At 58.9% G+C, this 14,495-nt stretch carries 14 protein-coding genes and 1 pseudogene; 13 read left to right on the forward strand and 2 right to left on the reverse strand.

Features of this window, described 5'->3' with window-relative positions; translation table 11 throughout:
• The first annotated feature begins 189 nt into the window (after positions 1-189).
• The 13 genes and pseudogenes from ACQKPC_RS01370 to ACQKPC_RS01430 all read left to right on the forward strand — a co-directional run bounded on the left by ACQKPC_RS01370 (position 190) and on the right by ACQKPC_RS01430 (position 11,639).
• Positions 190-795 (forward strand): TetR/AcrR family transcriptional regulator, encoded by a 606-nt coding sequence (locus ACQKPC_RS01370; protein ID WP_192408094.1) that lies wholly within the window; start codon positions 190-192, stop codon positions 793-795.
• A 251-nt stretch (positions 796-1,046) separates the two neighbouring features.
• Positions 1,047-1,916: an alpha/beta fold hydrolase gene (locus tag ACQKPC_RS01375; RefSeq protein ID WP_427622858.1), complete on the forward strand. Its 870-nt coding sequence runs from the start codon at positions 1,047-1,049 to the stop codon at positions 1,914-1,916.
• Between the two features lie 24 nt (positions 1,917-1,940).
• Positions 1,941-2,936 (forward strand): VOC family protein, encoded by a 996-nt coding sequence (locus tag ACQKPC_RS01380; protein ID WP_427622859.1) that lies wholly within the window; start codon positions 1,941-1,943, stop codon positions 2,934-2,936.
• A 12-nt stretch (positions 2,937-2,948) separates the two neighbouring features.
• Complete coding sequence (locus ACQKPC_RS01385; protein WP_427622860.1) at positions 2,949-4,700, forward strand: bifunctional 3-(3-hydroxy-phenyl)propionate/3-hydroxycinnamic acid hydroxylase; 1,752 nt, start codon at positions 2,949-2,951, stop codon at positions 4,698-4,700.
• Positions 4,697-5,488, forward strand: a complete 792-nt coding sequence (locus ACQKPC_RS01390; RefSeq protein ID WP_192408086.1) for a 2-keto-4-pentenoate hydratase — start codon at positions 4,697-4,699, stop codon at positions 5,486-5,488. The genes ACQKPC_RS01385 and ACQKPC_RS01390 overlap by 4 nt, the downstream gene beginning before the upstream one ends.
• A gap of 52 nt (positions 5,489-5,540) precedes the next feature.
• The gene (locus ACQKPC_RS01395) at positions 5,541-6,482 is read left to right on the forward strand and encodes an acetaldehyde dehydrogenase (acetylating) (protein ID WP_427622861.1); all 942 of its coding nucleotides are present in this window, start codon (positions 5,541-5,543) and stop codon (positions 6,480-6,482) included.
• Between the two features lie 11 nt (positions 6,483-6,493).
• Positions 6,494-7,516, forward strand: a complete 1,023-nt coding sequence (gene dmpG, locus ACQKPC_RS01400) for a 4-hydroxy-2-oxovalerate aldolase (RefSeq protein WP_427622862.1) — start codon at positions 6,494-6,496, stop codon at positions 7,514-7,516.
• A 44-nt stretch (positions 7,517-7,560) separates the two neighbouring features.
• Positions 7,561-7,932: a DoxX family protein gene (locus ACQKPC_RS01405; protein ID WP_427622863.1), complete on the forward strand. Its 372-nt coding sequence runs from the start codon at positions 7,561-7,563 to the stop codon at positions 7,930-7,932.
• 102 nt (positions 7,933-8,034) lie between these two features.
• Positions 8,035-8,223, forward strand: coding sequence for a hypothetical protein (locus tag ACQKPC_RS01410; RefSeq protein ID WP_192408072.1), 189 nt, complete (start codon positions 8,035-8,037; stop codon positions 8,221-8,223).
• Between the two features lie 491 nt (positions 8,224-8,714).
• Complete coding sequence (locus ACQKPC_RS01415) at positions 8,715-9,203, forward strand: thioesterase family protein (protein WP_007929174.1); 489 nt, start codon at positions 8,715-8,717, stop codon at positions 9,201-9,203.
• A gap of 89 nt (positions 9,204-9,292) precedes the next feature.
• Positions 9,293-9,451: pseudogene (locus ACQKPC_RS01420) on the forward strand (IS3 family transposase); the annotation flags it as partial.
• A 97-nt stretch (positions 9,452-9,548) separates the two neighbouring features.
• A complete protein-coding gene (locus ACQKPC_RS01425; protein ID WP_427622864.1) occupies positions 9,549-10,550 on the forward strand; it encodes a glycosyl transferase family protein in 1,002 nt (333 codons plus the stop codon).
• A gap of 90 nt (positions 10,551-10,640) precedes the next feature.
• Complete coding sequence (locus tag ACQKPC_RS01430; protein ID WP_427622865.1) at positions 10,641-11,639, forward strand: glutathione S-transferase family protein; 999 nt, start codon at positions 10,641-10,643, stop codon at positions 11,637-11,639.
• 169 nt (positions 11,640-11,808) lie between these two features.
• Here ACQKPC_RS01430 and cysG read toward each other — a convergent pair whose 3' ends face one another.
• Together cysG and serS are read right to left on the reverse strand one after the other, a co-directional pair.
• Complete coding sequence (cysG, locus tag ACQKPC_RS01435; RefSeq protein WP_427622866.1) at positions 11,809-13,203, reverse strand: siroheme synthase CysG; 1,395 nt, start codon at positions 13,201-13,203, stop codon at positions 11,809-11,811.
• The gene (serS, locus tag ACQKPC_RS01440) at positions 13,204-14,484 is read right to left on the reverse strand and encodes a serine--tRNA ligase (RefSeq protein ID WP_427622867.1); all 1,281 of its coding nucleotides are present in this window, start codon (positions 14,482-14,484) and stop codon (positions 13,204-13,206) included.
• Between the last annotated feature and the right edge of the window lie 11 nt (positions 14,485-14,495).

Here is a 14,495-nt window from a genome sequence, read left to right on the forward strand (position 1 = left end):
AATACTCTTGGCTGGGTTTCGACCGAGCGACTGAATCCCTGCGCTCAGTGTGGCGGTAGGGCTAAAACACATCCTCGGTCCAATATTGGACACTATTGTTCAAATATGTCAATCCTACCAAACGCCAGTGTTGATTTATTTTGAACGCAGCTGTTCAATGCATTATTACTTGTTTTGGAGTGCTTCCCCTTGAAGCTGAGTCGCGTTCAAAAACGAATCCACGATGCAGCCATCCAGCTATTCGCCGAGAAAAGCGTCGAAGAGATCAATGTCAGTGAACTCGCGCAGATCGCTGGCGTTGCGCGCGGCACGATTTACAACAATCTTGCCTCTGTCGAGTCGCTATTCGAGGATGTGGCCAGCCACCTTAGCGCAGAGATGAATGACAGGGTTGCCAGGAGTGCTAGTCCTGACACTCCACCAGCCGAACGTCTGGCCAATGGAATTCGCTTTTATATTCGTCGGGCTCATGAGGAACCTCACTGGGGCAGCTTCATCGTGCGTTATGCCGCCAGCAATTTAACGCTGCAAAAAATGTGGAGCGGCCCACCAATGCAAGATGTACTCAGCGGTTTGGCGTCCGAAACGTACAGCTTCCGGCAAGAGCAACTGCCGTCAGTGATGGGCATGATCGGCGGTAGCGTCTTGATTGCCACCTTGCTGGTTGTGCAAGGACACAAGACTTGGAGAGACGCCGGCTCCGACATGGCGGAGCTTGTGCTCCGGGCACTGGGCGTGCCGGCAGAGGAGGCACGAGTCATCGCTATCATGGAATTACCACCACTGCCCGTGTGACCCCTTCTTCATTCCTGTAGAGGCCTCGACTCGCAATCAAGGAGGCCCCGCTCGACTCGCGCCTCCCCCGAGCTTCCGCTCGCCCTTCGTTTCATTATCACTGCCATCCGTCTGACACCCTGCTTCGCTCAAAAATATATTTGAACACATATGTTCATTTTTATACTTTAGTGATAATTTTTGATCGAAAGCGCTACCTTATCGCGATTTTTACCGCAATCAGACGGCGCGCTTTACGACAGGAGCTGACAATGACTAATAAAGAATCCCTCCCAGGTTTGACTTCCCGCACGGTACAAGTCGGCCGTCGGCAAATTTTCATCAGTGAAATGGGCACCGGCTATCCATTGCTCATGCTGCATGGTGGTGGTGCTGGTGCATCTGGTCTGTCCAATTACTCGCAAAACATCGAAGCACTATCTCGGCGGTTTCGAGTAATCGTCGCCGATATGCCTGGCTACGGCCAGTCCACAAAAGGTGTGGATCGCAAGGACCCTTTCGGAGACCTGGCCGGTGCGATGCTCGGTTTGCTGGACACCCTGAAAATAAGCAGCGCTCATTTGGTTGGTAATTCATTGGGCGGGGCGTGTGCCCTGCGAATGGCGCTCGATGCACCAGGTCGGGTTTCGGCATTGGTGTTAATGGGGCCCGGTGGCGTCAATACGACACGAAGTCTGCCTACTCCCGGCCTCAAGCTTCTGCTCGATTACTACTCATACGAAGGCCCCTCACTGGAGAAGATCACCCGCTTCATTCGCGAGTACCTGGTCTATGACGGCAGTAAAGTCACCGATGCGATGATCCAGGAACGCTACCAGGCAAGCATCGATCCGCAAGTGATCGCCGCACCGCCACTGCGTAAACCCCAGGGCATCCCCAACTTCCGCCACTGGGACTTCACCCGCGATCCACGGCTGAAAAACTGCCAGGTACCGACCCTGGTCCTCTGGGGTGCCGAAGACAAAGTCAATCGTCCGAGCGGCGGTGAAGCCCTGCGCAGTCGCATGCCTGATTGCGATCTTTATCTGTTCAGCAAAACCGGACACTGGGTGCAGTGGGAGCGCTCGGACGAGTTCAACGCAGTGACCGCAGCGTTTCTCAGTTGCCGCACTGCACGCTGACTTGCCTGGATGGGGTATCAATCAATGGCAAACAGAGAAAGCCTGGACATTTTCGGCGCCAGCAGCATGGGTTATGCACTGATCGAGTCCAATCGCCTGGAGCAGTGGCGTTCATTACTCCAGGACGGCATCGGATTACATCTGGTCTGCGCTGATGAGCAGACCCTGGCTTTTCGTATGGACACCCACCAACGGCGGATCATCGTCCAGCGCGGTGACCAGGAAGACTTCATCGCCGTAGGCTGGCAACTGCGCGATCAGGCGACCCTGGATGAAGTTCTGAGACGTTTGCAGCGCCTGGGTATCGAAGTACAGATCAGCGACCCGAGCGCGGCAGCACATCGGGGGGTGAGGCAGTTCTGGCGCGTCCTCGGCCCCAAGCGCCTGGCTGTTGAGCTGTTCTGGGAACCGCTGACCACTGACCAACCGCTGAACATGCTCAATGCCGGGTTTATCACCGGTCAGGCCGGCATGGGGCATCTAGCGATCACTTCGCGTAAACCACAACAGATGCGGCGTTTCTGGCAAGAAATCTTTGATGCCCGTACCAGCGATCATATCGTCGAACGCATCGCAGGATTGACGCTGGACATCGATTTTTTCCGTGTCAACGAGCGCCACCATTCGATCGCAATTGCTCGTCTGCGCGGCCTGCAAATGGACCCGATTCGCACTCGTGTCCAGCACATGAACCTGTTGACGACCTCGGTCAGCGAACTCACCGAGGCATTTTTGCGTTGCCGAAAACTGGGTTTCGAGATGGCCCATGAAATCGGCGAACACCCCAATGACCGCGAGCAATCGTTCTACGTGATGAGCCCCAGCGGCTTTGAGCTGGAACTGGGCTGGAATGCATTGGTGGTCGACGAGGCGCAATGGCAGACGACCTCCTATCAAGGCATCAGCCTCTGGGGCCACCGTCCGGAGAAAACCGGCACCTTGCACAAATTCTCCACCAATCTGGGCAATTTCGCCCGCGGCGTGCGCTCGTTGCTGAACCCCGAGTATTCACCGCTGTAAGAGAGGCATCGCATGAATAACAAGAACGACAATACGCAGACCGTTGATGTGATTATTTCTGGCCTCGGCCCGACCGGCGCAACCTTGGCACATCTACTGGGCAAACGTGGTTTGTCGGTGGTGGTGCTCGAGCGCGAGCCGACATTTTACGGCAACGCCCGGGCCGTCTACACCGATGACGAATGCATGCGTGTCATGCAGGCCGCCGGGGTCGCCGACGACCTAGCGGTCAACATGCAGGTGGATACACCCGCTCAGTGGGTCCTCGCGAATGGCAAAGTGCTGGGCCAGTATTGGCGCCTTGATCGCCCTTATGGCTGGCCAATCATCAACTTCCTGTATCAGCCCTGGCTGGAAACCACCTTGAGTGATTTGCTCAAGCGTTATCCGACGGTTCAGATCGCCCGTGGCCGCGAACTCACACAGTTCGAACAGGATGACGAAGGCGTCACCGTCACCCATCAAGCCACCAGCAGCTTTCGCTTTAGCGATGCCAGCGACGCACGCAACGAAACAGCTGTCGACCCGGATCCGCAAACCCTTCGCGGTCGCTATCTAATCGGCGCCGATGGCGGTCGCAGCACGGTGCGCGAAGCCCTAGGCATCGGCATGAGCGGCAAGAATTTTCCTGAGCCCTGGCTGGTGGTCGACCTGGAAATGAAAGAAGGCGAAGACGAATTGCGCCATCTGCCTTACTTCAGCTTCATCTGCGACCCCGAGTGCCCTACCGTCTGCTGCCCTCAACCCGGCCGCTTTCACCGCTTCGAGTTCATGCTGATGCCAGGCCAGACGAAGGAGCAGATGGAGGATCCGCAAGTCGTGCGAGCACTCATCAGTCGACACGTCGATCCGGACAAGTTCATCGTCAAACGCAAGCTGGTCTACACCTTCAACGCGCTGGTCGCCAAGGATTGGCGTAAAGGTCGGGTCTTCATTGCCGGAGACGCCGCGCATATGACGCCGCAGTTCATGGGTCAGGGCATGAGTTCCGGGGTGCGAGACGCGTACAACCTTGCCTGGAAACTGGACTCTGTGCTCAAGGGGCGTGCGAACGACCGGTTGCTCGATACCTATGGAACCGAACGTTTTCATCACGCCAAAGCGATGATCGACATTTCGGTGCAAATGAAAGATTTCGTCTCGATGTCCAATCCGATTGCCAGCCGGCTGCGTAACTTGCTTGTCAAAACCGTCCTGGTGACGCCATTCCTCGGGCGTTACGTTCGCGAAGGACGCTTTAAACCAGCACCCACCTATGGACTCGACAGCTATCTAGGAATGCCGCGCAGGCATCGGCGGTCCCCTGAAGGCACGATGATCCCGCAACCCGAAGTACGCACGTTCAAGGGCCAGCGAGTATTGCTCGATGACTTGCTGGGCGAAGGTTATGCGCTGATTGGACTGCAAGTAGACCCGCGGAAGCACCTTAGCGCGGCATCCCGGCAACTGCTCGATGCGCAAGGCACTCGTTATGCCAGCCTCTTCGAGTTTGGCACACGGCCACAAGGCGCTAACGTCGAGCGTGTCAACACCTGCGAGTTGGTGGAGGTCGAGGATGTGCGCGGTGAAATGATTGCCTGGTTCAAACGCTCGGGGTTCTCCTCGGGTGCTATTGCCGTGGTGCGTCCGGACAAATTCACCTTCGCCATGGTCAAGGCCAACGACCTGGACCTTGCGATCACTGAACTGAAGTTCCAGTTGCAGTGGGCACCGAGTCTCGAACACGTGGCCAACTTCCCCGCCGCCATGAGGAAAAGCGCATGAATCTGTTTTCTTTGCCGCAGCTGCAATCCGCCGCCGCAGCCCTGTCTGTTGCCCGCCAACAGCGTAAACCCTGCGCGCGGATATCAGATTCCTTCGGCGTCGATACCCTGACTGGCGCTTATGCCGTGCAGGAGATCAATACCAATCTAGCTCTGGCCCAAGGGCGTCGTCTGACAGGCCGAAAAGTCGGGCTGACCTCCGCCGCCGTGCAGCAGCAACTGGGTGTCGACCAACCCGATTTCGGCATGTTGTTCGCCGACATGGAAATTGTGGATGGCGGTCAAATTCAGACCAACCAATTGATTCAGCCAAAAGCCGAAGGCGAGATCGCTTTTGTTCTGGGACGCGATCTTCCCCATCTCGATACCACGTTGGCTGAGATGCTTCGGGCCGTGGACTACGTGGTTCCAGCCCTGGAAATCGTCGACTCGGCCATTGAGAACTGGAACATCACATTGGTGGACACAGTAGCCGACAACGCCTCGTCAGCCCTCTACGTGTTGGGGAAACAGCCCACCCGGCTGTCCTCCCTGGATTTGAGACTTGAAGGGATGTTGTTGGAGAAAAATAACGCCGCAGCATCGATTGGTGTCGGTGCCGCTTGCCTAGGCAACCCTCTCGACGCCTGCCTGTGGCTGGCGCGAACAATGGCACAAATGGGCCGCCCCTTGCAGGCCGGCGATGTATTGCTTTCCGGGGCGCTCGGGCCGATGACGCCCGTCGCGGTCGGCGACAGCCTGACCCTGCGTCTGACGCGTCTTGGCGAAGTCAGCTGCCACTTCGTCTGAGCCCCCTTCTCTGCCGGGCTCTTAGACCCGGCCAGTCTGTGAGATTACATCCATGAGCCAAACAAAATTCAAGGTCGCCATTATCGGTTCCGGCAACATCGGCACTGACCTGATGATCAAGATCCTGCGCAACGCCAAATACCTGGAAATGGCGGTCATGGTCGGTATCGACCCCGCTTCCGATGGCTTGGCCCGCGCCCAACGTATGGGGGTGGCCACCACCCATGAAGGCGTTGAAGGCCTGACACGCATGGCTATATTCAACGACATCGACTTCGTTTTCGATGCCACCTCGGCGGGCGCCCATGTGAAGAACGACGCGTTCCTGCGCTCGATCCAGCCAGGCATCCGCCTGATCGACCTGACCCCGGCGGCCATCGGCCCGTACTGTGTGCCGGTGGTCAATCTTGAGCAGAACCTGGATCAGCTCAACGTCAACATGGTCACTTGCGGTGGCCAGGCCACCATCCCGATGGTCGCCGCTGTGTCGCGTGTGGCCAAGGTGCACTACGCCGAAATCGTTGCCTCAATTGCCAGCAAATCCGCCGGTCCCGGCACCCGCGCCAACATCGACGAATTCACCGAAACTACCTCCAAAGCAATCGAGATCATTGGAGGTGCAACCAAGGGCAAGGCGATCATCGTAATGAATCCAGCCGAGCCACCGCTGATGATGCGCGACACGGTGTTCGTACTGTCTGAAGCGGCCGATCCAGCCGAAGTCGAGGCGTCCATCGAAGAAATGGCGGCGGCAGTAGAAAACTATGTACCGGGCTATCGGCTGAAACAAAAAGTGCAATTCGACGTGATCCCTGAAAACGCTCCGCTGCACATCCCAGGTCTGGGTGCATTCTCGGGGCTCAAAACTTCGGTGTTCCTCGAAGTCGAAGGCGCCGCCCATTACTTGCCAGCCTATGCCGGCAACCTCGACATCATGACGTCCGCAGCCTTGGCCACCGCCGAGCGCATGGCGCAGTCGATGCTCAGCGCCTGAGGAGATCAAACATGACTTTTAATCCCGGTAAAAAACTCTACATCTCCGACGTCACCCTGCGCGATGGCAGCCATGCCATCCGCCATCAATATTCGATCCAGAATGTGCAGGACATTGCCCGCGCCCTGGACAAGGCCAAGGTCGACTCGATTGAGGTAGCCCACGGTGACGGTCTGCAAGGTTCAAGCTTTAACTACGGCTTCGCAGCGCATACTGATCTGGAATGGATCGAGGCCGCAGCCGATGTCATCAGCCATGCAAAGATCACGACCCTATTGTTGCCTGGCATCGGCACGGTGCATGACCTCAAAGCCGCCTACAGCGCTGGTGCGCGTGTAGTGCGCATCGCGACTCATTGCACCGAAGCGGATATTTCGAAACAGCACATCGAATACGCCCGCGAGCTGGGGATGGATACGGTCGGCTTTTTGATGATGAGCCATATGATCCCCCCCGAGCACCTGGCCCAGCAGGCCAAGTTGATGGAGAGTTATGGCGCGACATGCGTTTACATGGCCGACTCTGGCGGTGCGATGAACATGCAGGACACCCGCGACCGCTTCCGCGCATTTAAAGCCGTACTCAAACCAGAAACCGAAACCGGCATGCACGCTCACCATAACCTGAGCCTGGGGGTGGCCAATTCCATCACCGCCGTCGAAGAGGGCTGCGACCGCATCGACGCCAGCCTTGCAGGCATGGGTGCCGGTGCTGGTAATGCGCCGCTGGAAGTGTTCATCGCGGCCGCCGAGCGTCTGGGCTGGAACCATGGCACTGATCTTTACACCTTGATGGACGCCGCCGACGACATTGTTCGCCCATTGCAGGATCGACCGGTGCGGGTCGATCGAGAAACGCTGGCCTTGGGTTATGCCGGAGTCTATTCGAGCTTCCTGCGCCACGCCGAAATCGCTGCCGCCAAGTATGGTCTCAAGACGCTGGACATCCTCGTCGAACTGGGAAGGCGCCGCATGGTCGGTGGCCAGGAAGACATGATCGTCGATGTCGCACTCGACCTGCTGGCGCGTCATTAACCCACCCTATCCGGCAGCGCGCTACCCGCTGCCCAGGAGCATTCATGCAAAAGTTCAAACACCACACTTATTCAATTGCTGTCGCTTTGGTGGCGCTGTACGTTGGAGCCGCCGGGGTCGCCAAACTGCTCGGGGTTCAGGCCGTTGCACAGAGCTTCACCACTATGGGGCTACCCGATGGAACCGCCTTGGCGGTCGGTCTTTGCGAAGTGGCGGCGGTGCTGGCCTTCTATATCAGACCGCTTCGCCGGCTGGCAGCCGGCTGCCTGATCCCGCTGATGCTCGGTGCCCTTTACTACCACCTGGCCTACACCCCGGCGTTGCAGGCAGTTCCAGCGTTGCTGATCCTGCTGGTATGCGCCTGGATGCTGGCGAAGCCGGCACCTCTGCGCTCTACGTACTGGGTAAGCAGCTGACCAAGCTCTCAGCGCTGGACCTGCGCCTGGAAGGCATGTTGCTGGAGAAGAACGGCCAACAGGCCTCCATCGGCGCAATGCCGTACGCTGGCTGAGTCGGACTTGTTCGCGGAGCAGGTCCAGTACGGCATCAGTCGTGGGCATGCGCTCAACCTGTTCCCGCAGTACCGCCACACCGATGAGGTGATGACCGCCCAGCCGATTTTCGAGGGCGAATCCATTGCCGAGCGAATCAAGCGGGCCGCGACCGGCCCGATGGCGTCCCTGGGCGAAAGCATGCGCAATCGCTGAGCCGAGACGGGGCCCGGTATTTCAAGAACAAGAGGTGGTCATGAATCGTCGTACATTCGTAGTGGGAGCTGGCGCTCTGGTGGGGGCGGGCGTGCTCGCTTCAGGCACGCGTTCCGTTCCGGAGAGCGCTCAGATGCGCCCGACCATCAGCGTCGAAGAGAGCGAGGCCGCCATCGCAGCCGCTATGACTGCGGGCAGGATCGATGTGCACCGCCATATAGTGACACCGGCGCTACGGGAAGTGCTGGCGCGGCGCACTATCAATACCCTGGCCGGAATCGCCGTGCCCGAGTGGCCTTGTCGCTATACTCGGGCATAGCTTAGATCACCCGCTATCCAAGGCGTCGCCCCGGTCCACATCCTGACGTCTTCATCCCTAACAAATGGTTCAAGTCACTCGCTCGGGACCGGCTAAAGCCGGCCCCTGAAACCAACGTTATGCGCCAAACCCTGCCCCCGCACTTGAAAGGTAATTTTCCCGGAGAAGTACAATGTTCAAGCAGACTCTAATCGCCGGCTGGGGCGATATGGATTTCAATTCGCATATGCGCAATACCGCTTATCTTGACAAGGCCGTGGATGTCCGCATGACGTATTTTGCTGGCCAGGGATTTCCCGTGAGCGAGTTTCGCCGCTTGGGTATAGGTCCCGTGGTGATTAATGACCAGATTGAATATTTCCGCGAATTCCATCTGCTGGATTCAGTGGAGTGTACGCTGTGCTTGGCCGGTTTATCCGAAGACGGTAGCCAGATGCGTCTGCGCAACGAATTCTTCCGCAAGGGTAAACTTGCCGCTCGCGTAACATCCACTGGCGGGTGGCTGGATTTGACACAGCGTCGTATGGTCAATCCACCCGCTCTGCTGCTGGCGGCGCTGCAGGCATTAGCGCGCAGCACAGATTTCCAAGACCTGCAGGGCGGCAGCAACCCGTTTAGGGGGCGACCGCATCGCTCTGGTGATCAGGGCACTGAGGTGTAGTTTTTTCGCGCAGCGGACGGAACTCGAACAAAAATCTGGCCACTTTCTGCCAGTCAAGCGGTACAACCTAATGATCAGGTCGAATGCAATCGCTGAAGCGAGAGCGGATCAAGCGGAAGATCTACAGCACCAGGCAGGATGATCGCGCTGATGTGTTCGATTACATCTAAGTGTTTTACAACCGAACCCGCCGCCACAGTTACTTGGGCGGTGTCAGTCCTGAGGCATTTGAACGTGCCTCATTATGAAGTCGGGATGTAAAAAATTTTGAAAAAGTTAAATTAGGTAAGTGACTGATTTATGGAAGATAAACCACATGTAACAGTTAGCAAGGCTCCGGAACGCATGACCGACTATCCAGCACTGACCCTCGAAACGCCCGCCGAGCATCCGTTCGCCCAGTTCGTGCGGATTCTTGGCAAAGGTAAACGCGGTGCCCGCAACCTGACTCGCGAAGAAGCCCGCGAGGCCATGGGCCTGTTACTCGACGACAAGGTCGAAGACACCCAGCTCGGCGCCTTCCTGATGCTGTTGCGGCACAAGGAAGAAAGCGCCGAGGAAATGGCCGGGTTCGCCGAAGCCGTGCGTGAACGCCTGAATCCGCCAGCGCTGGCGGTTGATCTGGACTGGCCGACGTATGCCGGCAAGAAGCGTCACTTGCCGTGGTACCTGCTGGCGGCCAAGTGCCTGGCGCAGAACGGCGTGCGCATCTTCATGCATGGCGGCGGCGCGCACACGGCCGGTCGGCTGTACAGCGAACAACTGCTCGAGACGCTGAACATTCCACTGTGCCGCAACTGGCAGCAGGTCGACGTTGCGCTCAATCAGGGCGGTCTGGCGTTCATGCCATTGGTGGACTGGGCCCCGCAGCTTCAGCGGATGATCGACCTGCGCAACACCTTGGGCCTGCGCTCGCCGATCCATTCCCTGGCGCGGATTCTTAATCCGTTGGGCGCCCGTTGCGGCCTGCAGAGCATTTTCCACCCCGGCTATCAGGCCGTACATCGCGAGGCCAGCGGTTTGCTCAGCGACACTGCCATCGTCATCAAGGGCGATGGCGGTGAAATCGAGATCAACCCGGATGCCGACAGTCACCTGTATGGCACCACTGGCGGCGAAAGCTGGGATGAAGAGTGGCCGCAGATGTCGACCCAGCGCCACGTCAAACCGGCCAGCCTCGATCCGGAGCATTTGAAAGCGGTGTGGCGTGGCGACGTGGTCGATAGCTACCCGCAAATGGCGTTGATTTCGACCATGGCCCTGGCGTTGCGCGGCCTCGGTCAGCCTCGCGAGCAAGCGTTCGAAACCGCCCAGCAGTACTGGGACGCCCGGGACAAATCGATTTAACCGATCATAAACGCCCAACCTTTGCGCTTTTTGTTCGAACCCATGCGCATAGACTCCTCTCCAACGCTTATCGGTTGAGGAGTTTTGAACATGGGTTTGTTAGTCGAAGGCCGCTGGCAAGATCAGTGGTATGAAAGCAAGGACGGCACGTTCCAGCGTGAACAGGCGCAGCGTCGCCACTGGCTGACCGCCGACGGCAAGCCAGGGCCGACCGGCGTCGGTGGTTTTGCCGCCGAGGCCGGTCGCTATCATCTCTACGTATCCCTCGCCTGCCCGTGGGCCCATCGCACGCTGATCCTGCGCAAACTCAAAGGCCTCGAAAATCTGATCGACGTGTCGATAGTCAGTTGGTTGATGCTGGAAAACGGCTGGACCTTTGACAAGAACCTGGGCTCGACCGGCGACAAGCTCGATCACTTCAATTTCATGCACCAGCGCTACACCGCCGATACTGCCGACTACACCGGCCGCGTCACGGTGCCGGTGCTGTGGGACAAACAGACAAATCGCATCGTCAACAATGAGTCGGCGGAGATCATCCGCATGTTCAACAGCGCTTTTGATGAGCTGACCGGCAATGACCTGGATTTCTACCCGGCGCCCTTGCGAAACGAAATCGACGCCATGAACGAGCGGATTTATCCAGCGGTGAACAACGGCGTGTACCGCGCCGGGTTCGCCACCTCGCAGCAGGCTTATGAAGCAGCGTTCGATGAACTGTTTGGTGAGCTGGATCGGCTAGAGCAATTGCTGGGCGCGAATCGTTACCTGACGGGTGAATACCTGACGGAAGCCGACATCAGGCTGTTCACTACGCTGATTCGTTTCGATGCGGTGTACTTCGGACACTTCAAGTGCAACCTGCGGCGGATTGCCGATTATCCGAATCTGTCGAACTGGCTACGGGAGATTTATCAGTGGCCGGGGATAGCCGAAACGGTGAGTTTTGAGCACATCAAGAATCACTACTACGGTAGCCACAAGACCATCAATCCAACCGGGATCGTGCCTAAAGGGCCGGCGCAGGATTTCACTGCAGCTCATGATCGGGAGCGGTTGAAGGGGAAAGGGGTTTGGCGCAAGGCCTGACAGAACACTGAAACCTGAAAATGATCACGATCAACTGTGGCGAGGGGGCTTGCCCCCGTTCGGCTGCGAAGCAGTCGCAAACCGGCGGACGCGGACTTTCAGTGAGACCCCGTACGACGCTTTCAGGGCCGCTACGCGCCCCAACGGGGGCAAGCCCCCTCGCCACAAATCAGACCTGCCCCTGAGCCCCTTCAAACCACGCCAGTTTCTCGCGCAGTTGCACCACTTCCCCGACGATCACCAGCGTCGGCGCATGTACTTCATGCTCCGCCACCAGCCGAGGAAGGTCGGCCAGGGTGCCGGTAAACACCCGCTGATTGACCGTGGTGCCCTGCTGGATCAACGCTGCCGGGGTATCGGCCGCGCGACCGTGCTTGATCAACTGCTCGCAGATGATCGGCAGGCCCACCAGCCCCATGTAAAACACCAGGGTTTGCGCCGGCGCGACCAGGTCGGCCCACGGCAAATCAGTGGAACCGTCCTTGAGGTGCCCGGTGACAAACCGCACCGACTGCGCGTAATCGCGGTGAGTCAGTGGAATCCCGGCATAGGCCGCGCAACCACTGGCCGCGGTAATGCCCGGGACGACCTGGAACGGAATGCCATGGGCTGCCAGCTCTTCGATCTCTTCGCCACCGCGCCCGAAAATGAACGGATCGCCGCCCTTCAAGCGCACCACGCGCTTGCCGGCCTTGGCCAGATCCACCAGATGCTGGTTGATCTGTTCCTGAGGCACGGCGTGATCGGCGCGGCGCTTGCCGACGTAGACCCGCTCGGCATCGCGACGGCACAAATCCAGAATCGCCGGCGCCACCAAACGGTCATACAGCACCACATCGGCTTGCTGCATCAGACGCAAGGCGCGGAAGGTCAACAGGTCGGGGTCACCCGGCCCGGCGCCCACCAGATAAACCTCGCCGGTAGCGACAGGTGCTTCGCCATTGATTTTCGCCAGCATCAAGCGCTCGGCCTCGGCGCCCTGCCCGGCCAGTTGCCGGTCGGCAATCGGGCCCTGGAATACATCCTCCCAGAACGCCCGGCGCTGCTGCACATCCGGAAACAGACCTTTGACCTGAGTACGGAAACGCGCCGCCAGACCGGCCAGTTGCCCGTAGGTCGAAGGAATCCAGGTTTCCAGCTTGGCGCGAATCAACCGCGCCAGCACCGGCGCATCGCCGCCGCTGGACACCGCGATGATCAACGGAGAACGATCGACGATCGCCGGGAAGATCACGCTGCACAGGGCAGGCGCGTCCACCACGTTGACCGGCACGCAACGCCGATGAGCATCGGCGGAGACTTGCGCGTTCAGCGGTTCGTCGTCGGTGGCGGCGATGATCAGCCCGCAACCGTCCAGATCCGCCTCGACGTAGCCACGCACCAGGCACTCGCCACCGCTGCCGACCACTAGCTCGCGCAGTTGCGGTTCGATTTGCGGTGCAACCACCCGCAGCAGCGCACCGGCTTCAGCCAGCAGGCGGGATTTGCGCAAGGCAATCTCCCCTCCGCCGACGACCAATACACGACTGCCGCGAAGGTTATGAAACAGCGGCAGATAGTCCATTTAGCCGATGACCTCAAGGCCACCCATGTACGGCTTGAGCACCTCAGGCACACGGATCGAACCGTCGGCCTGCTGGTAGTTCTCGAGCACCGCCACCAGGGTACGACCGACCGCCAGGCCGGAACCGTTCAGGGTGTGGACCAGCTCAGGCTTGCCGGTTTCCGGGTTGCGGAAACGCGCTTGCATGCGGCGGGCCTGGAAATCGCCGCAGTTGGAGCACGACGAAATTTCGCGGTATTTGTCCTGGCTTGGAATCCACACTTCCAGGTCGTAGGTCTTGACCGCGCTGAAGCCCATGTCGCCCGTGCACAGCGCCAGGGTGCGATACGGAAGTTCCAGCAGTTGCAGGACTTTTTCGGCGTTGGCAGTCAGGCCTTCCAGCGCTTCCATCGAGGTCGATGGTTCAACGATCTGCACCATCTCGACCTTGTCGAACTGGTGCTGACGGATCATGCCGCGAGTATCGCGACCCGATGCACCGGCCTCGCTGCGGAAGCACGGCGTGTGCGCCACGAACTTGATCGGCAGCAGTTTCGAATCGACGATTTCGCCGGCGACGATGTTGGTCAGCGACACTTCAGCGGTCGGGATCAGGTACAGATCGGCTTCGCCTTCGCGGCTGATTTTGAACAGGTCTTCTTCGAATTTCGGCAGCTGACCGGTGCCCTGCAACGCAGGCGCCTGCACCAGGTACGGGGTGTAAGCCTCCTCGTAACCGTGTTCGTTGATGTGCAGGTTGATCATGAACTGCGCCAGCGCACGGTGCAGACGGGCGATCGGGCCACGCAGCAGGGCGAAACGGGCGCCGGACAGCTTGGCGGCGGTTTCGAAGTCCAGCCAGCCGAACTTCTCACCCAGGGCCACGTGGTCCTGAACCGGGAAATCGAAGGCCTTAGGCGTGCCCCAGCGGCGCACTTCAACGTTGCCTTCTTCGTCATCGCCGACCGGCACCGATTCGTGCGGCAGGTTCGGAATGCCCAGCAGGATCGAATCCAGCTCGGTCTGGATCGCGTCCAGCTCGACTTTACCGGCGCTCAACTCACCCGCCATGCGCTCGACGTCCGCCATCAACGGCGCGATGTCTTCGCCGCGCTGCTTGGCCTGACCGATGGACTTGGAGCGCGCGTTACGTTCAGCCTGCAGAGCTTCGGTGCGGGTCTGGACGGTCTTGCGCTGTTCTTCCAGCGCTTCGATGCGCGCAACATCCAGAGCATAGCCACGGGATGCCAGGCGGTCCGCTACGTCCTGAAGGTTGCTACGTAACAGTTTGGAATCGAGCATGTCGGTTTCTC

The sequence above is a fragment of the Pseudomonas sp. NPDC089918 genome (assembly GCF_050280605.1).
GTDB lineage: Bacteria > Pseudomonadota > Gammaproteobacteria > Pseudomonadales > Pseudomonadaceae > Aquipseudomonas.